Source organism: Pseudolactococcus insecticola (assembly GCF_011170065.1).
GTDB classification, from domain to species: domain Bacteria; phylum Bacillota; class Bacilli; order Lactobacillales; family Streptococcaceae; genus Pseudolactococcus; species Pseudolactococcus insecticola.
In genome coordinates this window covers 52,164-78,586 of the sequence record NZ_BLLH01000002.1, presented here as the reverse complement: position 1 = coordinate 78,586, position 26,423 = coordinate 52,164, and the positions used below count along the sequence as shown (strand labels likewise).

24 protein-coding genes are annotated in these 26,423 nt (G+C 41.6%); 18 read left to right on the top strand and 6 right to left on the bottom strand.

Annotated elements, in window-relative coordinates; genetic code table 11:
• The first annotated feature begins 367 nt into the window (after positions 1 to 367).
• The 16 genes from Hs20B_RS02605 (at position 368) to Hs20B_RS02530 (ending at position 20,362) form a co-directional block, all read left to right on the top strand.
• Positions 368 to 1,051 carry a DNA methyltransferase family protein gene (locus Hs20B_RS02605; protein ID WP_172355335.1) on the top strand — a complete coding sequence of 228 codons (684 nt, stop codon included), beginning with the start codon at positions 368 to 370 and terminating at the stop codon, positions 1,049 to 1,051.
• Complete coding sequence (locus tag Hs20B_RS02600) at positions 1,052 to 5,452, top strand: Eco57I restriction-modification methylase domain-containing protein (RefSeq protein WP_172355333.1); 4,401 nt, start codon at positions 1,052 to 1,054, stop codon at positions 5,450 to 5,452. It abuts the gene before it with no gap.
• A 168-nt stretch (positions 5,453 to 5,620) separates the two neighbouring features.
• Positions 5,621 to 6,670 carry a phosphate/phosphite/phosphonate ABC transporter substrate-binding protein gene (locus Hs20B_RS02595; RefSeq protein ID WP_172355331.1) on the top strand — a complete coding sequence of 350 codons (1,050 nt, stop codon included), beginning with the start codon at positions 5,621 to 5,623 and terminating at the stop codon, positions 6,668 to 6,670.
• A gap of 92 nt (positions 6,671 to 6,762) precedes the next feature.
• Complete coding sequence (phnC, locus tag Hs20B_RS02590; protein ID WP_172355329.1) at positions 6,763 to 7,512, top strand: phosphonate ABC transporter ATP-binding protein; 750 nt, start codon at positions 6,763 to 6,765, stop codon at positions 7,510 to 7,512.
• 2 nt (positions 7,513 to 7,514) lie between these two features.
• On the top strand, positions 7,515 to 8,330 hold the full coding sequence (phnE, locus tag Hs20B_RS02585) for a phosphonate ABC transporter, permease protein PhnE (RefSeq protein WP_172355327.1): 816 nt from the start codon (positions 7,515 to 7,517) through the stop codon (positions 8,328 to 8,330).
• 30 nt (positions 8,331 to 8,360) lie between these two features.
• Complete coding sequence (gene phnE / locus Hs20B_RS02580; protein WP_172355799.1) at positions 8,361 to 9,170, top strand: phosphonate ABC transporter, permease protein PhnE; 810 nt, start codon at positions 8,361 to 8,363, stop codon at positions 9,168 to 9,170.
• A gap of 13 nt (positions 9,171 to 9,183) precedes the next feature.
• The gene (locus Hs20B_RS02575; RefSeq protein ID WP_172355325.1) at positions 9,184 to 10,698 is read left to right on the top strand and encodes a bifunctional metallophosphatase/5'-nucleotidase; all 1,515 of its coding nucleotides are present in this window, start codon (positions 9,184 to 9,186) and stop codon (positions 10,696 to 10,698) included.
• Positions 10,699 to 10,809: 111 nt separating this feature from the next.
• Positions 10,810 to 11,127 carry a thioredoxin gene (gene trxA / locus Hs20B_RS02570; protein WP_172355323.1) on the top strand — a complete coding sequence of 106 codons (318 nt, stop codon included), beginning with the start codon at positions 10,810 to 10,812 and terminating at the stop codon, positions 11,125 to 11,127.
• Between the two features lie 459 nt (positions 11,128 to 11,586).
• Positions 11,587 to 12,108: a tRNA (cytidine(34)-2'-O)-methyltransferase gene (locus Hs20B_RS02565; protein WP_172355321.1), complete on the top strand. Its 522-nt coding sequence runs from the start codon at positions 11,587 to 11,589 to the stop codon at positions 12,106 to 12,108.
• A complete protein-coding gene (locus tag Hs20B_RS02560) occupies positions 12,105 to 12,722 on the top strand; it encodes a histidine phosphatase family protein (RefSeq protein WP_172355319.1) in 618 nt (205 codons plus the stop codon). The genes Hs20B_RS02565 and Hs20B_RS02560 overlap by 4 nt, the downstream gene beginning before the upstream one ends.
• Positions 12,712 to 15,147: an SF1B family DNA helicase RecD2 gene (recD2, locus tag Hs20B_RS02555; RefSeq protein ID WP_172355317.1), complete on the top strand. Its 2,436-nt coding sequence runs from the start codon at positions 12,712 to 12,714 to the stop codon at positions 15,145 to 15,147. The genes Hs20B_RS02560 and recD2 overlap by 11 nt, the downstream gene beginning before the upstream one ends.
• Positions 15,148 to 15,266: 119 nt before the next feature.
• Positions 15,267 to 16,811: a bifunctional phosphoribosylaminoimidazolecarboxamide formyltransferase/IMP cyclohydrolase gene (gene purH / locus Hs20B_RS02550; RefSeq protein ID WP_172355315.1), complete on the top strand. Its 1,545-nt coding sequence runs from the start codon at positions 15,267 to 15,269 to the stop codon at positions 16,809 to 16,811.
• Positions 16,812 to 16,864: 53 nt separating this feature from the next.
• Positions 16,865 to 17,854 (top strand): UDP-glucose 4-epimerase GalE, encoded by a 990-nt coding sequence (galE, locus tag Hs20B_RS02545; RefSeq protein WP_172355313.1) that lies wholly within the window; start codon positions 16,865 to 16,867, stop codon positions 17,852 to 17,854.
• Positions 17,855 to 18,012: 158 nt separating this feature from the next.
• Positions 18,013 to 18,975 (top strand): ATP-binding cassette domain-containing protein, encoded by a 963-nt coding sequence (locus Hs20B_RS02540; RefSeq protein ID WP_172355311.1) that lies wholly within the window; start codon positions 18,013 to 18,015, stop codon positions 18,973 to 18,975.
• 13 nt (positions 18,976 to 18,988) lie between these two features.
• A complete protein-coding gene (locus tag Hs20B_RS02535) occupies positions 18,989 to 19,786 on the top strand; it encodes an ABC transporter permease (RefSeq protein ID WP_172355309.1) in 798 nt (265 codons plus the stop codon).
• Positions 19,787 to 19,846: 60 nt separating this feature from the next.
• Positions 19,847 to 20,362, top strand: coding sequence for a MarR family winged helix-turn-helix transcriptional regulator (locus Hs20B_RS02530; RefSeq protein ID WP_172355307.1), 516 nt, complete (start codon positions 19,847 to 19,849; stop codon positions 20,360 to 20,362).
• 102 nt (positions 20,363 to 20,464) lie between these two features.
• On the opposite strand, the gene Hs20B_RS02525 is transcribed toward Hs20B_RS02530, so the two are convergent.
• On the bottom strand, positions 20,465 to 21,076 hold the full coding sequence (locus Hs20B_RS02525) for an NAD(P)H-dependent oxidoreductase (RefSeq protein WP_172355305.1): 612 nt from the start codon (positions 21,074 to 21,076) through the stop codon (positions 20,465 to 20,467).
• Between the two features lie 79 nt (positions 21,077 to 21,155).
• Here Hs20B_RS02525 and Hs20B_RS02520 point away from each other — a divergent pair, with 79 nt between their 5' ends.
• Entirely contained in the window at positions 21,156 to 21,593 is a 438-nt protein-coding gene (locus Hs20B_RS02520; RefSeq protein WP_172355303.1) for a MarR family winged helix-turn-helix transcriptional regulator, read from the top strand.
• On the opposite strand, the gene Hs20B_RS02515 is transcribed toward Hs20B_RS02520, so the two are convergent.
• The gene (locus Hs20B_RS02515) at positions 21,574 to 22,992 is read right to left on the bottom strand and encodes an MDR family MFS transporter (protein ID WP_172355301.1); all 1,419 of its coding nucleotides are present in this window, start codon (positions 22,990 to 22,992) and stop codon (positions 21,574 to 21,576) included. The two genes, Hs20B_RS02520 and Hs20B_RS02515, sit on opposite strands and share 20 nt — an antisense overlap.
• Positions 22,993 to 23,121: 129 nt before the next feature.
• Between Hs20B_RS02515 and Hs20B_RS02510 the strand changes: the two genes are divergently transcribed.
• On the top strand, positions 23,122 to 23,712 hold the full coding sequence (locus Hs20B_RS02510; protein ID WP_172355299.1) for a TetR/AcrR family transcriptional regulator: 591 nt from the start codon (positions 23,122 to 23,124) through the stop codon (positions 23,710 to 23,712).
• A gap of 39 nt (positions 23,713 to 23,751) precedes the next feature.
• Here the strand turns inward: Hs20B_RS02510 and rsmG are convergent, their stop codons facing one another.
• Genes rsmG through Hs20B_RS02490 form a run of 4 tightly spaced genes read right to left on the bottom strand, consistent with a single transcriptional unit; the run spans position 23,752 to position 26,367 of the window.
• On the bottom strand, positions 23,752 to 24,471 hold the full coding sequence (rsmG, locus tag Hs20B_RS02505; protein ID WP_172355297.1) for a 16S rRNA (guanine(527)-N(7))-methyltransferase RsmG: 720 nt from the start codon (positions 24,469 to 24,471) through the stop codon (positions 23,752 to 23,754).
• Entirely contained in the window at positions 24,468 to 25,412 is a 945-nt protein-coding gene (locus Hs20B_RS02500) for a polyprenyl synthetase family protein (RefSeq protein ID WP_172355295.1), read from the bottom strand. The genes rsmG and Hs20B_RS02500 overlap by 4 nt, the downstream gene beginning before the upstream one ends.
• Positions 25,409 to 25,951 (bottom strand): Gx transporter family protein, encoded by a 543-nt coding sequence (locus tag Hs20B_RS02495; protein ID WP_172355293.1) that lies wholly within the window; start codon positions 25,949 to 25,951, stop codon positions 25,409 to 25,411. The genes Hs20B_RS02500 and Hs20B_RS02495 overlap by 4 nt, the downstream gene beginning before the upstream one ends.
• Positions 25,948 to 26,367 carry a NusG domain II-containing protein gene (locus Hs20B_RS02490; protein WP_172355291.1) on the bottom strand — a complete coding sequence of 140 codons (420 nt, stop codon included), beginning with the start codon at positions 26,365 to 26,367 and terminating at the stop codon, positions 25,948 to 25,950. Before Hs20B_RS02490 ends, Hs20B_RS02495 begins: the two co-directional genes overlap by 4 nt.
• Between the last annotated feature and the right edge of the window lie 56 nt (positions 26,368 to 26,423).

Genomic DNA, 26,423 nt, shown 5'->3' with positions numbered 1-26,423 from the left:
TTTTTGGTACAAAAAAAGTCCCGATGACAGGACGACTCTTTCGAGTGGTTACGCATTTAGCTTATTTTAACTCGCTGTGTTGAATTGAATGCCTCCAACAAAATCATTATCTCAAAAATGCTGTCTGGTGTCAAGAATAAGCTCAGCTGATGAGAATACGGACGTGCAATTTGCCAATCACTTTCGAATGATAAAATGATATAATTAAATTAGTAAATACTTGACATGGAGAAATAAAGTGATACAATTCAACAGCCAACAGCCAACAGCCAACAGCCAACAGCCAACAGCGTAAATTTTACGTTTTTTCGTCATATTTTAATAAAAAGTCGTACTCTCAAGAGTGCGACTTTTTTGGTGCTCTCATATGAATGAACGTCTAATTAAAAGTAAGCACCGTGTTCAAAAACATGGAGAAGTTTTCACGCCCAGTTGGATGGTTGAGAAGATGTTGGATACTCAAGGTGTGAAAGAAGACACTTACGATGTGACGAAAACATTTTTAGAGCCAGCAGCAGGAGATGGAAATTTTCTTGTAGCGATTTTAAAGCGAAAATTAGTAGGTGTTAAAGAGACTTTCAGTTCAAAATATTGGCAAACAAAATCACTTTTTGCTTTGTCATCTATTTATGGTATTGAATTTTTGGCAGATAATCTTGAGATTGCTCGTTATCGGTTGTTTCTTTATTATTTAGATTGGTATGAAGAAACATTTGGTCAGAAATTGAGTAGTAGAAAAGACATCTATAAGTCCGCTAATTTTCTTATCCAAAAAAATATTGTTCGTGGTAATACTTTAACAAAGTGTCATCCCGAAACCGGTGCGCCTATCTTATTTAATGAGTGGCGACGAGTCAAGGGAAGTGCAAGCAAAGTGGAAAGAGTTGAATTTTCTTTTGCGGAATTGTTAAATGAGAAAATTACTTTAGAATCAGGCATTCCAGAGGGACAATTAAGTTTATTTGACCTAGAGGGCGACGATACTAAACAAAAGAAAAAAATAGCAACAATCATTGATATACAGAAAGTTTACCAATTGGAGGGAAAGTAAATGACATCAAATTTTGAATTTTTGATGGTTGAGACGGACACAGCTATTCTTTTTGAAACAGCCAATCTTGCTGAACAAAATTATACCCAAAAAGATTATGAGGGCACATTGTTTAGAGTCCGAAAAATGGCTGAAAAAGTTGCATTTTCTACTGCGGAACAGGAAAATATAATTTTGCCTGAACGTTCGACGTTCAGTGTTTGTCTCTCTGAACTCAAACAAACTGATATCGAATCTTATATTTTAGACGGATTTTATAGTATTAAGGGAAAAGGAAATAAAGCAACTCATGTAATTAATTCACAAGAAGCGACAAAGGAAAATGCTTTAAAAGCGCTTAAACAAATCTTTATTATTCTTGTTTGGTATGTTAAGAGATATACAGATACAGATATTCAAACAGCTTATTTGGATTTTTTAGAGCCAGAGGCTGAAAAACGTTATCAAACTGCTGAGAGAAAACTAATTTATATTCAAAGTGGTAACTGGTCGAATTATGATGGCTACGAAAAAATTGGTGATGCCTCAATAGAAGATTTTGAAATTGACCAGTCTCGTAATAGTAAAGATTTGCAAAAAGCCGCAGATAATACAGTTCGTGCTTATATGAATAGGGCGGGAGTACCTTACACCATTCATTGGGCAGAACTTGCGTACTCTAAAATAGAAAAGCGCTTTTTTAGAGATTACGATGTTCATGAAGTATTAAAACGTTCTGGATATAGTCCAAAAGAATTTGGTCAAGGAAATGAGTTTTATCATGTTGATCTTGAAACGGCAAAATCAGCTATAAAAGCTGTTAAAGAGGGAAAATCAGCACTTCAAGGAATTGCTGAGGCAAAATCAGAATATGACATTACACTGCGTCCTGAGCAAGATGCTGCGGTTGCGAAAACTAAAAAATCCTTTAAGAAAAAGGACAAAATGCTTTGGAATGCCAAAATGCGCTTTGGGAAAACGCTGACTGCTTTGCAACTGGTAAAAGAAGAGCAATTTCAAAAAGTACTGATTATGACCCACCGTCCTGTTGTCTCAGATTCATGGTTTGAAGATTTCAACAAGATGAAAATGGCAGATTCGGGATATTTGTTCGGTTCAGATGATAAAGGTGAACGTTTAGAAAAACTCAAAACAGGTAACCAACCCTTTATTTATTTTGCCTCTATCCAGTTACTTAGGCATGACGATGGACAAACCAATCTTGGGCAGTTTTCAGATATTGACTGGGATTTGATTATTGTTGATGAAGCTCATGAAGGCACGCAAACGGCGCTTGCAAAAGAGGTTTTAAAAACACTAAAAAAAGATAAGACAAAAACGCTTGAGCTTTCAGGCACGCCCTTTAACCTCCTTGACCAATACGAAGAGGACCAAGTTTATACATGGGATTATACCATGGAGCAGACGGCGAAACTCAAATGGTCGCTTGAAAGTCCAGATAAACCTAATCCTTACGAAGGCTTGCCCAAGGTCTCGATGTTCACTTTTGATATGAAGGATAAAGAACATTATGCAGATGAATCAAAAGCCTTTAACTTCCGAGAATTTTTTAAGGTAGATGATAATGGTGATTTGGTACATTTTAATGACGTGACGGCTTTTTTGGATAATCTGACTAATCCAGACAAGTTATCAAATTATCCATTTTCAACACCAGAATATCGTGAGGAATTAAGACACACACTTTGGTTATTGCCAGGTATCAAAGAGGCGACAGCGTTTGAAAAATGTTTGAAAGCGCATCGGATTTTTGGGCAGGAGTATGACATTATCAATGTTGTGAAAGACGGCGATGATGAAGTAGCTAGTCAAAACGATTTGGATAAGGTTAGAAATGCGATTACAAAAGACCCTAGCCAAACCAAGACGATTACGTTGACTGTACGTAAATTGACAACAGGCGTGAATATTCCTGAGTGGACAGCAGTATTTTTCTTGTCAAATACGACTAGCGCCATGAATTATCTTCAGGCAGCCTTTCGAGCACAGACACCATTTTCTCATGAAAAATTAGGCATGAAGAAAAATTGTTATATCTTTGATTTTGCACCTGACCGTGCCTTGTCCGTTATGGCTGAAAGTGCGCAAATCAACTCGGGTGTTGGTAAGAAAAACACCCAAGAACAAAAAGATGCCATGACACGTTTTCTGAACTTTATGCCGATTCTGGGTAGTTCTGATACTGGTATGAAAACTTTTAATGTTGATAGTATGCTGACACAGCTTAAAAAGGTCTATGCTGAGAAAGCCGTCCGTTCTGGTTTTGAAGATGATAGTCTCTATAATGATAAATTGCTGACCTTGACAGCAGGCGATGCTGAGATGTTTAAAAATCTGAGTACGATTGTCGGCAAAACGCAAGGACAGAAAAAAGGATCTGACATCGTGATTGCTGACAATGGCTTGACTGATGAAGAATACGATAAGGGAGAAAAAGCTAAGCAAAAAACAGCACGCAAGCGGACTAAAGAAGAAAAGGAACTGATAGAGAAAATCAATGCTGCTAAAAAACAGCGCAAAACCATGATTTCTATCTTACGTGGCGTCTCTATCCGTATTCCGATGATGATTTACGGCATGCAAGTTGAGCTGTCAAAAGATATTACGATAGCAGATTTTACGAAACAAGTGGATGATAAGTCTTGGCAAGAATTTATGCCTAAGGGATTTACTAAAGGCATGTTTAAGGACATTTCCCAGTACTATGATGCGGAAGTCTTTATCGAGGCAGGAAGATTAATTCGTCAACGTGCTAAATCCTATGATAAATTGGACTTTATCGAGCGTGCTGAACGTATCGCTGAACTTTTTTCTAGCTTTAAAAATCCCGATAAAGAAACGGTTTTGACACCATGGCGTGTGGTCAATCTGCAACTTGTTAAAACGATTGGGGGTGTGAATTTCTATGATGATGATTTTAAGTCATCGACTGATGGCGCTGTTTCTAATTTGCATTGGGTAGAGCAAGCTGATACAAAAGCTATCTATCAACCAGAAAGTGAAATACTGGAAATTAATACTAAAACAGGACTCTATCCACTTCATGTCGCAATAAGTCTATATTACAATCAAGTTAATGCCAATAATGACAGTCATTTTGAGGCAGATAAAGTTTATCGAAAAATTCTCAAAGAAAATATCTATGCGATTGCCAAAACGCCAATGGCGAAAACGATTACCGAACGGACACTTGCGGGCTATCGAGATTTTGAGATGAATGTTGCCTATATTGATGATTTTGTTGAAACGATTAAAAAAAGTCCAGAAAAAGGCAAGGAAAAAGTTGAAGAGGTGTTTGATAATATGAAATTTGATGTTGTGATTGGCAATCCGCCTTATCAGGAAAATCAGGCAAATAATAATAAAGGGGAAGCTCTCTATCATTATTTTTATGATGTAGCAGAAAAGATTGCAGATAAATATTGTTTGATTACACCAGCGAGATTCTTGTTTAATGGAGGTTTGACTCCGAAACCTTGGAATCAAAAAATGCTCAATGATAAACATCTAAAAGTTGAATATTTTGCTCAAAATTCTAGTGAAATTTTTTCAAATACAGATATAAAAGGTGGGGTTGCTGTTTTATATAGAGACTCTAAAAAAGATTTTGGAGCAATTAAGACTTTTGTTCCAGACCCAATTTTAAATGGTTTATCTAGAAAATTTGAAGATAATCTAGACAAAAATTTACCTTCGATTATTTTTGGCGGGCGTTCGGATTTGAAATTTAACGATGAATTTTTAAAAGATTATCCAGAGACAGTCCGAATGAGGCTTGCACAGATACAGATAAAGTATCCAGATGTTACAACTTTGAGTGCAAATGAAGAATATGAATTAAAATCATCTACTTTTGAATCATTGGATGCTGTTTTCTTGAAGGAAGAACCTGCAGATAAAGATAATTATTATAAAATACTCGGACTTTATCAATCTAAACGAGTTTATCGCTGGATTCAAAAGAAATATATGGCACCTCGCTATGAAAAATCAAATAATATTGAAAAATACAAAGTATTTGTTCCTGAATCAAATGGTAGTGGAGCAATTGGAGAAGTTCTCAGTACGCCGCTCATCGGTACGCCGCTCATCGGTACGCCACTCACTTCTGCAACGCCAACCTTTATTTCTATTGGCGCTTTTGATACAGAATTAGAAGCAGAAAATTTATTGAGTTATGTCAAAACAAAGTTTGCAAGGAGTCTACTTGGAATTTTGAAAATTACTCAGCATAATCCCCAAAATACATGGCAAAAAGTCCCTCTCCAAGACTTCACAGCAAACTCAGACATCCCATGGGAAAAATCAATTCCAGAAATTGACCAATTTCTCTATCAAAAATACGGACTTGATGATCATGAAATTACCTTTATTGAAACAAAAGTGAAAGAGATGCTGTGAGATGGATAATACGGTAGTTTATGACGGAAAATGTTTAATAATTGTAAAAAATACGAACGTTTGAAGACTTTTTTGTAAATTTTTGGTAAATTCAATAAATACTGTTAAAAAAGGTGTATAATGAACAAGTAACAAAAATTCTAATACATTAAGGGGTATTAAACTTTCATGAAAAAAGGACTTAAACGTGTTCTCGCAACGACTGGTGTCGCTTTATTTGGTGTTGCAGCACTTGCTGCATGTGGCAACAAATCAGACGCATCAAAATCTGACAGCAAAACAATTGATGATTTGAAAATCTCATTTGTACCGTCAAAAAATCCTGATGACATCACAACAGCTACGAAGCCATTGGAATCAGTTCTCAAAACAGAGCTGAAAAAACAAGGCTACACAGTTAAAAAAGTTGATGTGACAATTGGGACTAACTTTGAAGCTGTCGGTGAAGCATTGGCTTCAGGATCTGCTGATGTCGGCTACGGCGTACCAGGCTCAACTTATGCGATGTACAAAGATGACACAGATGTCATCTTGACTGCGACACGTGCTGGTCTTAACAAAGATAGCAGCAATGCAAAAGATTGGAACGATGGCAAACCCACTGAACCAACGACTAAACAAGTGACAAGCTACCGCTCAATCCTCGTAACAGGTCCTTCTGCCAAAGGTCAAGCACTTGCTAAGAAGATCAATGCGGGTGAAAAATTGACTTGGGATGATCTCAAAGATGCTAACTGGGGACTTTCTTCAACAACATCTGCAGCAGGTTATGTCTATCCATCACTTTGGTTGAACAAAAACTTCAAGCACAATGTGACTGATTTGACGCACACTGTCACAATCGACTCTTACGGATCTGGTCTAGCTCGTCTTGCTTCAGGTCAAATCGATGTTTTGCCAATGTATGCAGATGCACGTCGTGACTTTGCAGATGCTTGGACAACAACATACGGTCAAAAAGAATCTATCTGGGCAGAAACAAACGTTATTGGTGTTACACCAGCCATTTACAATGATGCCATCTTGGTTTCAAAAGAATCAAAAATCATGACAAGTGACTTCAAAAAAGCGCTTGCAACATCGATCAAAAACCTTGCAAAAACAGATGAAGGTAAAAAAATCATCGCTGTTTACTCACACGAAGGCTACAAAGATGCTAAAGAATCTGACTATAAAGCAGAATTCGCAGCTGAAAAATTGATGCAAGACAATAAATAATACTTGTCTAATCAACGCAAACAGACAGTCGATCTTGTTGACTGTTTGTTTTCTTGTATTAACACAAGTACAACTAAAGGAATATGAACGAAATGATTAAATTTGAAAATGTGTCAAAAGTTTATCCCAATGGGGTACGTGGGCTAGATCAGGTCAATCTTGAAATTGAACAAGGCGAGTTTATCGGCATTATCGGGACGTCGGGTGCTGGTAAATCAACCTTGATTCGGACGATAAATGGTCTAAATACTGTCACAGAAGGCACTTTAATTGTCAACGAGACAAATGTTGCTAAACTAAAAGGCAAGGATCTGCGGACTTTTCGTAAAAATGTTGGCATGATTTTCCAATCTTATAACCTTGTGCCACGGGTGTCAGTGATTCGAAACGTGCTGAGCTCTCGTGTGCCTGAACTGCCATTTATCAAGGTGCTTTTTGGCATTTTTTCTAAAGAAGATAAACTAAAAGCTTTGGATGCACTTAATCGTGTTGGCATTTTGGATAAAGCTTATATCCGTGCAGATCAGCTTTCTGGCGGTCAACAGCAGCGTGTGTCGCTTGCGCGTGCATTGGCGCAAGATGCTGAGATTCTCCTTGCGGATGAACCTGTTGCAGCACTTGACCCTGTTACTGCGCGTGAGGTCATGGATGACTTCAAACGGATTAATAAAGAGCTCAATAAAACGGTGCTAATCAACATTCACCATGTGGAGCTTGCGCTTGAGTATACAGATCGGATTATCGCGGTTAAAAAGGGTAGAATCGTGTTTGATGGTCCCTCTAGCAGTGTGACGCAAGACATTCTTGACGAAGTATATAAGAAAGAAACGAAAGAGGCTTAGTCATGTATGATAAAATTTTTAAGCCTAAAAAACTTGAGCTGAGTTCGGGTGAAGTGGTTTATGAAAAGGCGAGTCGTCTGCCAGTTGTTTGGCTGGTAATTGTGCTTTTGTTAGTTTTTTCAGTGAAGTTGACGGATTTTCAATTTTCAGCGATTATTGAACGTGGCGCTAACTTTTTTGACATGCTAAAACGCATGGTGCCACCCGACACGAGCTATCTGCCAAAGGTCATGAAACCGCTGCTTGATACGATAAAAATGAGTTTTATTGGCTCCATTTTGGGATCTCTTGTGGCCATTCCATTTGCCATTTTGGCGTCTAGCAATATCGTGCACAGTCAGGTGATCAATAAAGTCGTACGGATTATTTTTACGTTTTTACGGACTTTGCCAACGCTTGTTACGGCCCTGATTGCAACCTATGTCTTTGGTTTGGGGACATTTGCTGGAACACTTGCGATTTTCATTTTCTCATTTTCATACATGGGTAAACAGATGTTTGAAGTGATCGAAACTGTTGATATGGGGGCGTTTGAAGCCATGGAGTCAATGGGTGCAACGAAAATTAAAGCCTTTACGGTTGCGATTGTACCACAAGTGCTACCGATTTATCTGTCAACGACGCTCTTTAACTTTGAGGGAAATGTCCGCTATGCTGCGATTTTGGGATATGTTGGTGCGGGAGGTATCGGGATTATCTTAAATGATCGTGTCAATAACCGAGACTATACAAGTGTTGGGATGATCTTGCTTGCGCTGCTTGTGACAGTAATCATAATCGAGCTGACTAGCCAAGTCATCCGTAAAAAATTAACCTAGAAAGGGGCTGTTAATTAGATGAATGTAACAATAAACGCAGCAATAAAAGAACAATACGGCAAACAACCTCGCAAATGGCATTACTATCTGCTGATTTTTATCATCATTGCAGCGATTTTTATCTGGTCAATGACGGTCATGAATATGTCAGGTATGTCTAAAAATGGTGTGAAGATTGCAGGCAAGATATTTTCTGGTATTTTTCATCCAGATTTGAAATTTCTTTTTGCTCTTGATACGACAGGTGTCGGTTATCTGCTTCTGCAAACGATTGCGATTGCGATTTTGGGGACTTTAGTGGGTGCTATTATCGCGGTTCCTTTGTCATTTTTATCGGCAACAAGTATCATGCCCGCCTGGATTGCCTATATCGTGCGCTTATTTATCATGGCTGTGCGCACTGTGCCACCCTTTGTTTATGGGCTGATGTTCATTCGCGTGACGGGTCCTGGTGCATCTGCTGGCGCACTAACCTTGGGTTTGATTTCGATTGGGATGATTTCAAAGCTCTTTATCGAAACAATTGAAGATTTGGACACAGGAATCATCGAGAGCATGGACGCGGCTGGGGCGACGACTTTCCAAAAGATTCGCTTTGGCATCATCCCACAACTCATGCCAGACTTCTTGTCAATCTTACTTTATCGCCTTGATATGAACCTGCGCGACGCCTCTATTTTGGGGCTTGTTGGTGCAGGTGGGATCGGCGCACCGATGATTTTTGCCATGAATGCTTATAAATGGCCACAAGTTGGTTCAATTCTGATTGGCTTATTTGTCTTGATTTTGGTGATTGAGCTGATTTCTGACAGGATTCGCAGTTATTTGCTGAAAGGATAAGGTTAAGCAGGATATGCGGCAATTAAAGATTTATTACACGAGTGATGTGCATGGTTATTTGTTTCCAACTGACTATATCTCTGACGATACGAAGCCGATGGGGCTTTTGCAAGCGATTCAGGACTATGATAAGGATGGTAATACCCTTGTCATCGACGGTGGCGATATTTTCCAAGGCTCGCCGTTTATCAACTATTATCAGAACCGGCATGATGCTGACAATGGCATTGCTGCGGTCATGAATGCGGGTGGCTATGACTATATTACGCTTGGCAATCATGACTTTAACTATGGTTTTGACTTTCTGACGGGAAACTTGTCACATCTGACGGCGCAAGTCACAGCGGTCAATGTTTTAGATAAAAAAACAGGGGAACAGCTATTTCCAGCGCAGATCAAAACACTTGAAAATGGTATAAAAGTCGGTCTGATAGGTGCTGTGACGGATTATGTCAATGTCTGGGAGAAGCCAGAACATATTGCAACTATTGATATTGTGCCAGTATTTCCAGCTATGCAAGCTGAGATTGATAAATTGCGTGGTCAGGTTGATGTGCTGATTGGTATTTATCACGGTGGCTTTGAGCGCAATCTTGAAACTGGTGAATTATTGAGCGAAACGGGTGAAAATGTCGGCTACCAGCTGTTAGAAATGCTAGATTTTGATCTGCTTTTGACTGGGCATCAGCATGCGACGATTGAAGGGCGCTATGTTCACGGAACTTATACGCTGCAGCCACCAAATATGGCGCAGAAATATTTTGAAATCAAGATTGACCTTGCTGACAGTGGCGATGTTACGATAACAAGCGAGATGCGTACGCCGAAACTTTTGAACGAGCCTGAGCTTCTTGCGAAAATCCAACCTTTGCAAAATGAGATCATGGCTTATCTTGACGCCCCAATCGTGACTCTGGAGAATCCTGTTGCACCGCAAAGTCATCTGGACTTGGCACAGACTAGTAACGCAATTTTGGCGCTGACAGCGCATGTGCAAAAAAATGCCACTGGTGCAGACATTTCAATCGTGAGTATGAATAACAATACCTTAGAGCTGCCCAAAAATGTCAAAGTGCGTGATGTCATGCGAAACTATCCATTTGACAATACTTTATTTGTCATGCGCTTGACAGGCGTACAGCTCAAGCACGTCATTGAAAAAACAGCGGAGTATTTTGCGCTTGAAAATGATCAGATGGTGATCAATGAAAACTGGCTGGTACCCAAAAAAGAGCACTATAACTATGACTTTTACTATGGTCTGGACTATGAGATAAAGGTGTCAAACCCTGTTGGGGAGCGCCTTGTCAGTCTGAACTACCAAGGTCAGGCAGTCACAGATGACCAAACATTTACTGTTGCGCTCAATAACTACCGTGCAGTTGGTGGTGGCGAGTATAATGACTACAAGATAGCAGAAGTTGTCAAGGACACGGGTCTCACGATTCAGGACTTGCTGATTGACTACCTGCAAGAAAATCCGTCACTTGAGTTTGATGAAGAATTGCATGTCAAAATCAGCAAATAAACCGTGATTTACAGGCATTTTCACGGATAATCCAACTTTCGTGCAAAATAGGCGACAAATGACAAAAAATTAGGTAAAATAGAGTTATTAAAACTAATAGAGGTGATTACAATGGCAGTTGAAGTAACTGATACTACTTTCCAAGAAGAAACAAAAGATGGTGTTGTCTTGGTAGATTTCTGGGCAACATGGTGTGGTCCTTGCCGCATGCAAGCGCCAATTCTTGACCAACTTTCTGAAGAATTAGACGAAAGCGAACTCAAAATTGTTAAGATGGATGTAGATGAAAATCCAGCAACACCACAATCTTTTGGCATCATGAGTATCCCAACATTGCTCTTCAAAAAAGATGGCGAAGTAGTCAAACAAGTCGCAGGTGTTCATACAAAAGACCAAATTAAAGGTATTTTGGCAGAATTGAATGCTTAATTAAATATAAAAATGTGCTAAGTTAGTTGTATCTTTTAGGTATCTGACTTGGTGTATTTTTTTGACTCAAAGAAGGCTATAAAGTTGCGATTAGTTCGATAAAATACTTGACAAAGATGTAAAAATCTGATAATCTATAAACTATAAGATATTTGTTTCAATCAAACCTGTTATGATTAAAGCAAATCTCGTCTACCGACTAGGGCGCTCGCTGAGATAAACTCCGAGTGCCCTAGTTTTTTTTTGCTTAATTTCTGCGTTGTTCGTTCGGTCGCCGCCGGAAGGCGTGCTTCCTCGCTCTCGCCTTGAACTTAAACAAAAAAAGTTTTGTTCAATCTCTGCGTTGTTCGTTCGGTCTCCGCCGCAAGGCGTGCTTCCTTGCTCTCGCCTTGAACTTGATCCAAAACCTGTCATCCGATTTCTGAAAAATAGCTAGAAATTTGGTATAATTGAGCTACTATGACAAACCACATTGCACTTTTTGAACCACGGATACATTTTAATACAGGCAACATTGCGCGGACTTGTGCGGCGACAAATACGCAGCTGCATCTCATTCGGCCGTTTGGCTTTGAGATTACTGACAAGCATCTCAAGCGGGCTGGGCTTGATTATTGGGATAAGGTGGAGATTACGTATCACGATGATTTGCCGGCTTTTTTGGCTTTTGTCAATGCTGATCAGCACGCAAAATTGCATCTCATTACCAAATTCGCAGAACATGATTACTCAGAAGATGGCCTCTACACTGCTGATGCTGAGAATCATTACTTTCTTTTCGGGCGTGAGGATACGGGTCTGCCTGAGGTGTTTATGCGTGACAATGCAGAAAAAGCGCTTAGAATTCCGATGAATGATGAACACGTCAGAAGCTTAAATCTGTCAAATACGGCTGCCATTATTATCTACGAATGCTTGAGGCAGCAGCATTACCAAGGTTTAGAGCTGGTTCATGCCTATGAGAAAGACAAATTAAAATGAAAATTTATTTTGTGCGCCATGGCAAGACGCAGTGGAACCAAGAACGTCGGTTGCAAGGGATGACGGGAGATTCGCCGTTATTAGCTGAGGCGCTGGTTGAGATTGCGCAGCTCGGGGACTATCTTTCTGAAATGTCCTTTGATGCGATTTTTTCTAGTCCGTCAAAACGTGCGGTTGATACAGCAAAAATCCTGTCAGAACACAATCATAAGCCGCAGGAAATCATCAAAAAAACAGAGCTTTTTGAGTGGAATTTAGGTGATTTTGAAGGCATGTTGATCGATGATGCTATCAAAAAAGATCCTGAAAACATGCTGGCGTTCAGACATCACCCAGAACAGTTCTGGGGGAACCCGCATGGCGCTGAAAATCTCGCTGACGTCTACCGCAGATTTAGCCACTTTATCACATTTTTGAGCACACAACATTATGACAAGGTGCTTGTTGTGAGTCACGGTGCTTTTTTATCTAGCACAATCAAGATGCTGACTGGGGCACCATTTGAAGAATTGCGCCCTGGTGGTGTTGGCCTTGATAACAATACCCTGTCAGTCGTTGACTATGACGGTGAAAAATATGTCTTAACACATTGGAATGAAAAACATGGCGGATAAACTTTATTTTACAGGGACGATTGAGGCGATTTTTTTCAGTAATCCGACAAATTTTTATAAGGTGATTTTGCTTGATATCACAGATACCAATGCTGATTTTTCTGAGTCAGAAATTGTTGTAAATGGTGTGGTGGGTGACGTCGTTGAGGGTGATAGTTATAAGTTTTATGGTGAGTTGACCAACCATCCAAAATACGGCGAGCAGCTGAAAATTTCAACCTACGAAAAAGACGTTCCGACGTCTGGCGCTGGACTTGTTAAGTATTTATCAAGCGATCATTTTCCAGGTATTGGCAAGAAAACGGCGGAAAAAATCGTTGCGATTTTTCCAGAGGACACGATTGACCATATCTTAGATGAGTCTGACAAGCTTTCTGGCGTTCTGTCTGCTGATAAGCTGCAGGCATTTGTTAAGCGGCTTGCTGACAATCACGGCATGGAAAAAATTCTCTCAAAACTTGCCAAATACGAGCTACCGAGCAAGATAAATTTTCAGATTTATGATCTTTATAAAGAAACAACGCTTGATGTTATCAAGGAAAATCCCTATCAGCTGGTCTTTGACATCAAGGGTATCGGATTCAAAAAAGCGGACAAGATTGCCGAAGAAGAGGGTATTTCTGCGCGCAGTGATGCGAGGGTGCAGGCGGGGCTGATTCACACCGTTCTGACGCAGGCACTTGAGACAGGCGACACCTATATCGAAGCGCGTGATTTGCTTGAAAAAACGACGGAATTGCTCGAGTCATCGCGCAATGTCGAGATTTTGGCCGACCATGTGGTAGAAAACCTGAACGTGCTGTTGTCAGAGGGAAAGGTCCAAGCAGATGAGACCAAGATTTTTGAAAATTCGCTTTATTTTGCTGAAGACGGGATTTATCAAAGTCTGCGAAAACTAGACAAGCGTGTTTCTGATAAGCTTGACGCATCGCAGTTTGATGAGATTATTCAGCAAGTCGAAACAGAGCTTGACATCAGCTATGACACGCTACAAAAGCAGGCGATTGAAACGGCTCTGACGCATCAGTTTTTCATTCTGACGGGCGGTCCAGGGACTGGTAAAACGACTGTTATCAAAGGGATCATCAGAGCCTATGCGGCGTTACATAAGCTAGATTTGAATCCTGACAACTACACAGATGACATCTTTCCAATCGTCCAAGTCGCACCGACAGGGCGTGCCGCAAGGCGAATGAATGAATTAACAGGCCTACCTGCCGCAACGATTCACAGACAACTCGGCATCAATTCTGACGACTTAGATGATGATCTGACAAATGAACTTTCTGGAACGCTTTTGATCGTAGATGAGTTTTCTATGGTTGACACCTGGCTTGCCAATAAATTGTTTGCGGCAATTCCGCCGTCGATGAAGGTGATTTTAGTAGGAGATGCTGATCAGCTACCGTCTGTGGGGCCTGGGCAAGTTTTCGCTGACTTGCTGAAAATTCCTGATTTTTCAGGGTCAACAATCAAGCTAGATAAGATTTTTCGTCAGGGCACCGGGTCAACGATTACCAATCTCGCACACGCCATCAAAAATGGTCAGCTGCCGCAAGACTTCACAGCTAAGATGCCTGATCGTTCTTATATCGAAAGTAATGCGTCAAATATTTCAAACTACATTAACCAAATCGCTAGTGCCTGGCTGAAACGTGGCAATGATCCTTTTGACTTGCAGGTGCTGATTCCCATGTATAAAGGTGCTGCAGGCATCAATCAGATCAATAAAATCCTGCAAAATCTTTTTAATCCGCTTGAGGCTCGGGCTGAGTTTCTCTATCAGGACACGATTTTTCGCCAGAACGACAAGGTGCTGCATCTGGTCAATGAAGCGTCGCTTGACGTTTTTAATGGCGATATTGGTGTGGTTACGGATTTGGTGCCCGGCAAATACACCGAGTCCAAGCAAGACGAGATTGTCATGAGTTTTGATGGTAATGAGGTTATCTATCCGCGCGGCGAGTGGTACAAGATCACGCTCGCCTATGCTATGAGTATCCACAAGGCGCAAGGGAGCGAGTTTCCGAGCGTCATCGTGCCGCTTGTGGCAAGCTACCATCGCATGCTTGAGCGCAATCTGCTTTATACGGCGATTACGCGCGCAAAGTCATCCTTGATTTTGCTTGGCGAGCTTGATAGTTTTCAGACGGCAGTTGCCAGACTTGGCGCTAATCGCAAGACCTTTCTTGTCGAGCGTTTTGGCGTGATAGCAGATGCTGATGTTGAAGCTGAAACAGCTGACACGATTATTTCGGAACATGGTAGCAAGCAGGCCGAAGACGTTGTCATTACAGCTGACGAAAGACCACTAGAACCTGAAAATTATATCCTGACTGCTGAAAATAGCTCAGCCATTGATCCTATGATCGGCCTGACCGAAAAAGATGTCGCGATTTTCCAGAGTGTGTCTGCCGAAAAATAGTGATTTTCCGAACATTAAACGTATATCTCGTGTAGATATACGTTTTTTTCTATTAAAACCAAGCAAAAAGCCGTAAAATAGAGCTATAAAGAATTTTTTACAGAAAATAGGAGACTAAAGTGACAAGACGAGCTTTGATTAGTGTGAGTGACAAAACGGGCATTGTAGCATTTGCAGAGACATTGCGTGAGCTGGGCTGGGAAATCATCTCAACTGGCGGGACAAAAACAGCGCTTGATGCGGCTGGCGTTGCAACGATTGCAATCGATGATGTGACGGGTTTTCCTGAGATGATGGACGGTCGTGTGAAGACGCTGCATCCAAAGATTCACGGTGGTCTTCTGGCACGTCGGGACCTTGATACGCACGTATCTGCCATGGCTGAACATGATATTTTTCCGATTGATTTAGTGGTTGTCAACCTCTATCCATTTAAAGAAACGATTTTAAAACCTGATGTGACTTATGCTGATGCGGTTGAAAATATTGACATCGGTGGGCCGTCAATGTTGCGTTCTGCTGCGAAAAATCACGCTAGTGTGACAGTTGTTGTGGATCCGTCCGACTATGAAGGCGTTTTGAGCGAGCTTGCTGAAACTGGTGATACGACTTATGAAAGCCGTCAGAAACTCGCAGCCAAGGTTTTCCGCCACACGGCAGCTTACGACGCTTTGATTGCAGACTATTTCACGGCGCAAGTTGGCGTACAAAAGCCAGAAAAACTCACGCTGACTTATGACCTCAAACAGCCCATGCGTTATGGTGAAAATCCGCAACAAGATGCTGACTTTTATGAAGCTATCATTCCGACAGATTACTCGATTGCACAGGCTAAACAGCTCAATGGTAAAGAACTGTCATTTAACAATATCCGTGATGCAGATGCGGCGATCCGCATTATCCGTGACTTTTCAGCGCCGACTGTTGTTGCTTTGAAACATATGAATCCTTGTGGTATCGGGAGCGCTGAAACAATTGAGCAAGCCTGGGACTATGCTTATGCGTCAGATCCTGTCTCTATTTTCGGTGGCATTATCGTGCTCAATCGTGAGGTGGATGCGGCGACTGCTGAAAAAATGCACGCCATTTTCCTTGAGATTATCATTGCGCCAAGCTATTCTGACGAGGCGCTTAAGATTCTGACGACGAAAAAGAAAAATTTGCGTATTTTACAGCTTGATTTTGACCAACAAAAAGCGTCAGAACTGCAAAAAGAATTTACGGGTGTTTTGGGTGGCCTTCTTGTCCAAAATCAAGACACAAGTTTGGAACTTGTATCTGATTGGGAGATTGTGACAAAACGTCAGCCGACAGAAACTGAGATTAAAGCGCTCGATTTTGCATGGCGTTCGGTCAAGTATGTTAAGTCAAACGGGATTATCATCACAAATGACCATCAGACACTTGGTGTAGGCCCTGGTCAGACCAACCGTGTTGGTTCCGTTAAGATTGCAATTGAGCAGGCTGCTGATCGCCTTGACGGAGCGGTTCTTGCGTCTGACGCCTTTTTCCCATTTGCTGATAATGTCGAAGAAATCGCAAAAGCAGGCATTAAAGCCATCATCCAACCTGGCGGCTCAGTGCGCGACCAAGACGCCATTGATGAGGCTAATAAAAACGGTATCGCCATGGTCTTTACAGGTGCACGTCATTTTCGTCATTAATTTTTCCGAGTTTTTATGGTATAATATAGACAAATAATTATTAGGAGTGTAAAATGACAGTTTTAATCTTAGGCGGTGCGGGCTATGTGGGGAGTCACGCAGTTGATGAATTTTTAGCGCGTGGCTATGATGTGGCAGTTGTTGATAATTTATCAACTGGGCACCGCGCAGCAGTTGCTGACAAGGCGCGTTTTTATGAAGGTGATATTCGCGATAAAGCCTTTTTGAGTGATGTTTTCACGCAGGAAAAAAACATCGAAGGCGTCATGCACTTTTGTGCCTATTCTTTGGTCGGCGAATCGATGGAAAAACCACTCATGTACTTTGAAAACAATGTCGGTGGTGCGATTACATTGCTCGAAGTCATGAACGATTTTGACGTTAAACACATTGTCTTTTCATCAACGGCTGCGACTTTTGGGATTCCAGAAGAAAGCCCAATCACTGAAACAACGCCACAAAATCCGATCAATCCTTATGGTGAAAGTAAGCTCATCATGGAAAAAATGATGAAATGGCAGTCAAGTGCGACTGATATGACTTATGTGGCGCTGCGTTATTTTAACGTTGCAGGTGCGAAACACGATGGTTCTATCGGTGAAGCACATAAAAATGAAACACATTTGATTCCGATCATTTTACAAGTGGCGCTTGGTCAACGTGAAAAAATCATGATTTACGGCGATGACTATCGGACTGCTGATGGCACTTGTGTGCGTGATTACATTGGCATGACGGACTTGATCGATGCCCATATCAAGGCGCTCGAGTACTTGAAGGCTGGCGGTCAATCTGACGCTTTCAACCTTGGAACGAAAACCGGTTATTCTAACTTGCAAGTGCTTGAAACAGCGCGTCAAGTAACAGGTCATGCGATTCCGTCAGAGATTGGTCCACGCCGTCTGGGTGATCCGGATGCGCTTGTTGCTGATAGTAGCAAAGCACAAAGCGTTTTAAAATGGTCACCAACTGAAAAGCTTGCTGACATTATCCAAAATGCTTGGACATGGCACCAAAACCATCCGAATGGGTATAACGACTGAACTCACAAATAAAAAACGAAGGCTCACATACTTAGGTGAGCTTTTTTTGTTGCAAAAATAAAAGTTTTCTCTTGACAAACTAATCAGGTGCCTGTATAATCATTTTTATAAGGTACCTGTTCAAATGAAGCAGGAATAAAAATGAAAAGAGATTTCAAATGACAACAACAAACGTAGATATTGCAATCCACGTCAAAGGGCTGACCAAGATTTTTAAAGGGAAAACAGCTGTTGACAAGGTCGATCTGACCATTAAAAAAGGAGAGGTTTTCGCAATCCTAGGGCCAAATGGTGCGGGTAAAACAACGACAGTTCGCATGATGGCGACGCTACTAAAAGCTGACGGTGGCACAATCGAGATTTTCGGTCACGATGCCATCAAAGATGCAGCAGAAGTCCGCCGCCATATTGGCTTGACTGGTCAATACGCATCAGTTGATGAGGATCTGACAGCCTGGGAAAATCTCATGATTTTCACCAGCCTAAATGGTCTCAGCAAAAAACAAGGCGTTGAAAAAGCCACACAGTTGCTGAAAGATTTTACGCTTTACGAAGCGCGTTATAAGCAGCTCAAAAACTTCTCAGGTGGTATGCGTCGCAGGCTTGACCTTGCAGTCAGTCTGATTTCAAATCCTGATCTGGTCTTTCTTGATGAACCAACGACTGGTCTTGATCCGCGCACACGCGAGCAGATGTGGGACGTTATCCGCAACATGATTGCAGAAGGCACGACGGTCTTATTGACCACGCAGTATTTGGAAGAAGCTGACCAGCTAGCTGATCATATCGCTTTGATTGACAATGGTAAGCTTGTAATCGAGGGCACGCCTGACGAGCTCAAACGTGAAGTTGGTGATCTGAAATTCGTGATTTCATTTGCTGATCGTGCGGTAAGCCAACGTGCGCAGGTGCTGATGGCGGAAATTTTTGATCAGATTGACGAGGCAGTCATTGATAGTGATGACAAGCACGAGATTCAAGTTCCTGTCAAAGATACCAAGCAAATCTCAGATTTTTTCGTCAGAGCAGGTCAAGAAAAGCTCGCCATCAAAGAGTTTTCAATGCAAAAACCAACACTTGACGATGTGTTCTTTGCACTGACAGAAGATACTAGTAAATAAGGAGCCAAAAATCATGGATACCATCAACACACAAATTACACCACAAAATAGCGTTGTCAAAGCGCTTAAAGATACCTTTACTTTTGCTAAACGCAGCCTACTCAAAATCTACCACAATCCTGAAAAGTTGTTCGACGTGACGTTCACGCCCGTGTTATTCACGCTCATGTTTGCCTTTTTGTTTGGCGGAGCTATCGCAGGTGATATGAAAGCTTATCTACCGACTTTGATTCCAGGGGTTTTAGTGCAAACACTTTTGACAGCTACCTCGGCGACCGGTGTATCCATGCGTGAAGATATCGAAAAGGGCGTTTTCGATCGATTCAAATCCCTGCCCATCGCTCGCATTGCACCCCTTGCTGGCCCCTTGGTTGCTGATATCGTCCGTTATTTCATCGCGACAGTCATTGTCATGGTGACAGGCCTCATTTTAGGCTGGAAGATTGGTGGTAGCCCAATTTACGTGGCGCTTGCCATTCTCCTTGCAGTCCTCTTTAGCTGGTCACTGAGCTGGATTTTCGCCTATGTCGGTCAAGTCGTCAAAAGTTCAGGTGCGATTACAGGGATTTCCATGACTATTACCATGCTCCTGAGTTTCCTGTCAAACGCCTTCATACCTGTTAAAACCTTGCCAAAATTCCTGCAAAGTTTTGTCAATGTGAACCCCGTTTCTCACTTTATTACAGCGCTTCGCGATCTGCTAAATAACGGCACAATCAACTCAAATTTCTGGTCATTTCTCCTGTTTAGCGTGATTATCGTAGCGATTTTCGCGCCACTCACAACACTCAAATACAGCAAAACCATCTGATTTTGATATAATAAAATGAGAGATTGAAACCATATGCCTGTTGCCAATGGAGGAGCAAACATGATTGCAAAAGAATTGTACGAAAATCTGGGAAAACTGCTTAGATTTATCCGTCAAGCACCACCAGGTGGAGCAGGAGGCAAACGTGGTGCACAAAATAATGCGCAAGTTCGTGTCCTGCAATTTCTATATGAAAGCAATATGCCAAAAACAACAGGTGAAATCGCTGAAAAACTAGAAATTCGTCAGCAATCTGCGTCAGAACTTGTGAGTAAACTAGAAAAAAAATTGCTCATTAGTAAAACGAAAGACGCCGCAGATAAACGGATTACGCTAGTGAGCCTGACAGAATCCGGTCGTGATTTTGCAAGTCAACTCACACAGCACGACGAAGAGTTTTATGGTCAATTTTTCGACAGCTTAACCCCTGACGAACAGGTAGAACTCAATCGCCTTGTAAAAAAACTATTTGACAGCAAATCAGAAGCCTATAAACGTGAAAGTGGTGGCGGTCTATTTGGTGCCATGCGAAAACGTGAGATTGCTAAGAAGGATTTGATGGGTAAGGAAATTTGAGTTGATAGCAATATCAAATTCATTGACACAGGCAGTCATTCTGATTTATTTGGAGGATAAAAATCCCTTGCTAGTCCAAACACTAGCAAGGGGTTTTTATCGTTATTTCACAAATTTCAACAGTTTTCCCAGACTTTTCTCACGTTTGATATCGCTCGCATCGCCGTTAATGACATGCCATTTGAGTTTGCCTCTGAATCCCATTTTTCTAAAGGTGCCTTTAAACAGGGCGTTTGTTATAGCATTTTTATAAAGAAGGCGATAGGCGAATTTTGGTGTGCCTTGGACAGTGACAAGGTGGACGGTTTGTAGTTTTTTGAGTTGGACTTGGCGTTTGCCGTCTTGTGACTGGTCGCCAAGTAAAAATTGTTTGGTAAAGACGCGGTCAATGAAGCCTTTGGTCATGGCAGGCATGAGTTCCCACCACATGGGCATGATAAACCAGATTTCGTCTGCGTTTTTGATCCGATTTTGGTAGTCTTTGACCTGCGCATCACCCTCACCGCGCACGCGCCAAGTTTGTAGCTCAGCTTTGCTCATGACGGGGTTAAAGTGATCCGCATGCAAGTCTATCAGGTCAATGGTATTGCCAAGTGAGCGTGCCTTATTGCTGATGTCATGTGTGATTTTTGCACTATAGCTTCGTTCGTGTGGGATGTTCTCCCAAGATGTAGCGGTGTAAGGGTGGTCTAAAATCAATAAAATGTTTGTCATTAGTATCTTCTTTCATTTTGCGTGCATTTTGCACTTATTATGTTTATTATCTTACCGCTAATATGGTATAATGTCAAGTATGAATATGAAGAATGATATTTTTGAAAATCTGTTTCATTTGGTTAATTTTCTAAACGCTCCTGAAAATGATGCTGACTTGCTAAAGCTAGCAGGCATTGACCCTAAAAAAGATAAGCATCTTTTACCAGTCATTGTGCGGGTTGGGATGCAACCGAGCCTTACGGTTGGACAATTGGCCGAACAACTCGGACGGGATCATTCGTCTGTCAGCCGTCAGATTGCGAAGTTTGAGGGGCTTAGTTTGATTGGGACGCGTCCAAGTCGGCAGGATAAGCGGGTGCGTGAGCTGTCTCTGACCAAGTCCGGTCAGGCGATTTTTGAGCGTATAGAAAAAGCGCGTTCAGATAAGATGAACACACTTTTTTCAGAGTTGTCAGAAAGTCAGCTAGCGCAGATTTCAGACAGCATACGTTTGCTTAATCAGCTGATTTCTTGATTTTATTGGTCAGAAGAAAACTTGGTAAGATGATAACAAGACTGACAATCAAAGCAACGAGAAAGCCGTTTTGATAGGCAGTCGTCAGAAGTGGTACGCTAGGCTTCTGACCGCTCATTGAGCTTGAAACCACGGTTGCAAGGACAGCAGAGCCAAATGAGCCACCAAGGTTTTGAACAATACGTGTACCGACGCTTGCCTGTGCGATTTCAGACTTTTCAAGACCTGTGTAGGCATCCGCCATCATTGGAATAGAAATCCCACCAATACCGGCACCTCGGATAAGTAAAAAGACACCGATCAGAACAAGGTTTGATGATTTGTCAAAAAATAGAAATGGCAGCGTACCGATTACTGTGATGGCAAGACTCGTCAGAACCACAACTCTCGCGCCAATCTTATCGACTAATTTTCCGATAGTAGGTCGTGCAAGGAGCATCCCGACGCCCTGAGGAATCATGATGAGTGCTGCATTGATTACGCTAAAACCACGAACATTTTGAAAGAAAAGGGGCAGTAGCATCATAGGGCCGTTGGTCGCAATGCCCGTTAAAAACAGACCGATGGAGATACCTGTAAAACTCTTAGACTTGAACAAGGTCAGTGGCAAAATCGCTTTTTTTCCAACACGACTGGCATAAATGACATAAGTAAGCAATAAGGCAAGACCAATCCCGACAAAGCTGACAGTTGACGTATTGAAAAAGCTGGACTGTGTACTTCCTGCAGAAATCCCGTAAATAATAGCAGATGAGCTCAGGCCCAAAAGACTAATCCCAATAAAATCAAGCTTGCTATCTGGCTGAGTTGGGACAAAATCAGGCAATTTTTTGATAATCAGGTAGACCGCAATCAAACCAAATGGTAGATTGATAAAGAAAATATAGCGCCAAGTGAGTGACTGTACGATAAAACCACCGATGACAGGTCCTAAAATCGGACCAAGAACAATAGGGACACCTACAATCGCCATGATCCTACCCATGAACTCGGCACCAGCAACCTCAACAAGCAAGGTCGTGATGAGCGTGACAATCAAGCCTGAGGCAAATCCTTGAATGAGTCGAAAGGCGATCAAGCTCTCAACATTCCAAGCTAGACCAGATAAGAGCGAGCTTACCATAAATAAAATCTCAGCATAGAGAAAGATGCGTTTACCGTTGTATTTTTGGACCAGCCAGCCTGCAATTGGCACGGCAATCGCCGTTGTCAGGACAAATCCTGTGATGACCCACTGAATTGTTGACAGACTTGTTGCAAAGTCTTGATTGAGTTTTTCGATGGAAATGTTGACCATAGTAGAATCAAGCATGGGCATAATGGCGCCAATCACAAGGATCCAGGCAGTATTGATGACAGATTTTGGAATCTGTTCAGTAGATTTTTGAGGTTTAGACATAATAGGCTCCTTTAGATACAACGTGTACCTTAAACTTTGATAATGTTATTATAGACCAAAATTTGATATAATGCAAGTATAAAGTACAGTATGTTTCTTAAAATTTTAAAAATGAAATGAGGATCAGTGATGACAAGTACCAGAAAGCGTGGAGAAGCGCTAGAAGAAGAAATTTTCAGAGCAGCGCGTGATATTCTAGCCACAAAAGGTATTGAGCAAGCAACGTTTTCTGCGATTGCTAAACAGGCAAAAACGAGCAGGACGGTGCTTTACAGGCGATTTAATAGTCCGTTTGAGTTATTGATGACTGCTAAGCTTGCCGAGGTTACAGATGCGCTTGGTGTATTTAGCGATATTTTGATTGATACGGGGAGTATGCGTGGCGATTTGTTGCTGGTTTTCAACCGTTTTTTACAATCATCGCAGATCTTAGGGCGTGAGCTCATGCAGGCCATGACAATCGAGATTTCAAAAGGAAATCCCGTGATTGAAAAGCAGATTCTTGCGGTAAAAACAGGCAATCTTGCGATCATGAACAAGATTATTGAGAACGCACAAGCGCGCGGTGAGGATGTTTTAGAAGTGTCCGACTATGCTAAGCTGATTCCGTTTGAGCTGGTGCGCTATGAGATCATCGTGAATAAACATGAGATTACGACCACGTTTTTGGAACAGTTGATAGATGAGGTAGTTTTGAAACTATTGAGGCGTGAAGATTAAAAAAAGCCTGTCAATTTTCAAAATGACAGGCTTTTTAGATTATAGTGGTTTTTTATTTGGTGTGCCAGCTTGGCGCGGGTATTTTTTAGGCGTTTCTTTTTTCTTTTCGATGACAACCAGATGACGCTCATCACCGTTTGGTAGCGTATAATCCCGCGTTTCAGTAAGTTTGCCGCCAAGAACTGCGATTGCTTGCTTACTTTCAGCGATTTCATCCAGCATTTGACTGGCCTTGAGCGAGATGAGGCTACCGTCTTTTTTTAAAAATGGCAATGTCAGCTCACTTAACACATTGAGGCGCGCCACGGCGCGAGCCGTAACGAGATCAAACTGCCCTCTGTAACTCGGATTTTGACCCAAATCTTCTGCCCGACCATGTAGTAAGTTAATACTATCAGACGAAAAACCAAGCTTTTCTGAAAGTGCCGCCAAAAATTTGATGCGCTTGTTAAGCGAGTCGATAATTGTGATGTTGAGCTCAGGGAAAATGATTTTCATCGGAAAGCTAGGAAAGCCAGCCCCAGCCCCAATATCAAGCAGTCTAATGGGCTGATTGGGTACTAAATCATATAAAATCGGCGCAACTGAGTCATAAAAATGTTTGAGATAGACATCATTTTTTTCGGTGATGGCTGTCAGATTGATTTTTTCATTTTCAGTGACCAAAAAGTTGAAATACGTTTCAAATTGCTGTTTTTGGTATTCTGATAGGGTGATGTTGAAGGTTTCTAGTGTGCTGTAAAAGTCTTCTGGTGTCATAGCTGTCTTTCTAGGAGTTGTTGCGTAATCTGACGAATATCAGATTTGGCGGGATTATCAGGCAGTTTTGCGATATTTTTGAGTGCCTTTTGTGTGTAGCTTTGTGCAAGGTCATGCGTTTTTATAAGGGCATCTGACGATTTTATGATGTCAAATACCGCATCAAAGTCTTGATTTTTCAAAAGTTCAGCGACGCTTGCATCAGCAGATAGGGCAAATAAAACTGGTGCTGAATAAATCCCCTGACGAATATCTTCTAATACTGGCTTACCAAAGGTTGTTGCGTCCGCCGTATAGTCAAGATAGTCATCCATGATCTGAAAGGCAATCCCGATGTCAAGGCCGATATCATAAGCTAACTTTGCAAGGCGATTTTGCCCGTCAGCAAAAGGTGCGATAGCACAAGACTGGGCAAAAAGTTCGGCCGTTTTACCTGAGATATTGTCCAGATAGTCATCAATGGTCTGATCTGTATTAAAACGTAGGTTCATCTGACCCAGTTCACCATTGAGCAATTTTTCCATGGCATTGACCCGATGAGAAAGGTTTGAGAGGTCAAGCGCATGCTTAATCATGAGACGAAAGACCGCAACAAAGAGATAGTCGCCTGCATAGACTGCGACATCATTGCCATAAAGGTGCGAAATGGTAGGAACGCCGCGGCGTGTGGTTGCTTTATCAATCACGTCATCATGAATCAGAGTCGCAGTATGAAGAAGCTCGATAGAAGCTGCGAGTGCTACTTTTTTATCGTGGTCTAAGCTCGTAAACTCAGAAAAAAGCAATAAATAAGCAGGTCGCAGCATCTTGCCGCCAGAGTTTAGGATGTCTAAAATCGCTGCTTGGGTCTGAGGATTTTTTACTTTGATGGCTTGTGTCATCATTTTTTGTACTTGGGTCAGCTCTTTTTCAAGCTGAGGATAGGGGTGCCAAAAGGTCATGAGTGTGTCATCCAATTTTTATTTTCTGTGCTAAAGAGTTGCCTGATTGGCTTGATTTTATAGAGTAGCGAATTGCCAGCAACGCCGATAAAAAAGCCTGCTAAAAGCCCAAAGAATGCTAGCCAAGGCAGATATAAGAGGACAGCAGGAGTCTGCGCAATAAAGGCAGCCATGAGGAGCTGACCAACATTGTGGAAAAACCCGCCCGCAAGAGAAATGCCAATCAGACTAATCAACCGAGGTCCAAGAAGCTTGACCAAATACATGGCAAGCAGGGATAAAAGACCGCCTGAAGCGCTATACATAAAAACAGAAAAACCGGTGAAAAGCGCTGTTATCAAGAGTTTCAGGCACATCAAAGTCAGGACTTCTGATTTTTTGAGGGTGAAAATGGCGATCAGGATAACGAGATTGGCAAAACCAAATTTAGCACCAGGTGCAAAGGCAAACGGCGATGGAAAGAGACTCTCGACAATGCCGATAATCGTTGCAGTTGCTGTCAACAGTGCGATGTAGACTTGTCTATGTAAGCGCGTCATCCGTAATCCACCACCTTATTATCTTTATTGTCCTCTGGTTTGTTACTTGACGTCATCACTTCGATGACGAGCTTGTGTGGTAAGCAAACAATGGTCTGACCAACCTTGTCAATAAATCCTTTTCTGACGCAGATCTGATCATCACAGTTGGCATAGACAATGCCGATTTTACCATTTTTAACCGCAATATCATTGATGTCACCATCTTTTGCTTTGTAGCGATAGCTGCTGTTTTTTGACAAGTTGAAAGTCTTAATGACTTTACCATTAACCCGTAGTTGTGCGAAATTGCTTGGTGCTTGTGTACGGCTACTTAGCAATAAAAAGGGTGCAAAACTTGCCATCATCAAAATTAGAATTACTAAAAAGTCAAGCGGTTTCATCTGTAATTTTTTGACGTTTTCAAACGTTTTCATTATTATATTTTATCATTTTATGCCTTGTTTTTGTTGAAATTTACCAAATATTTTTT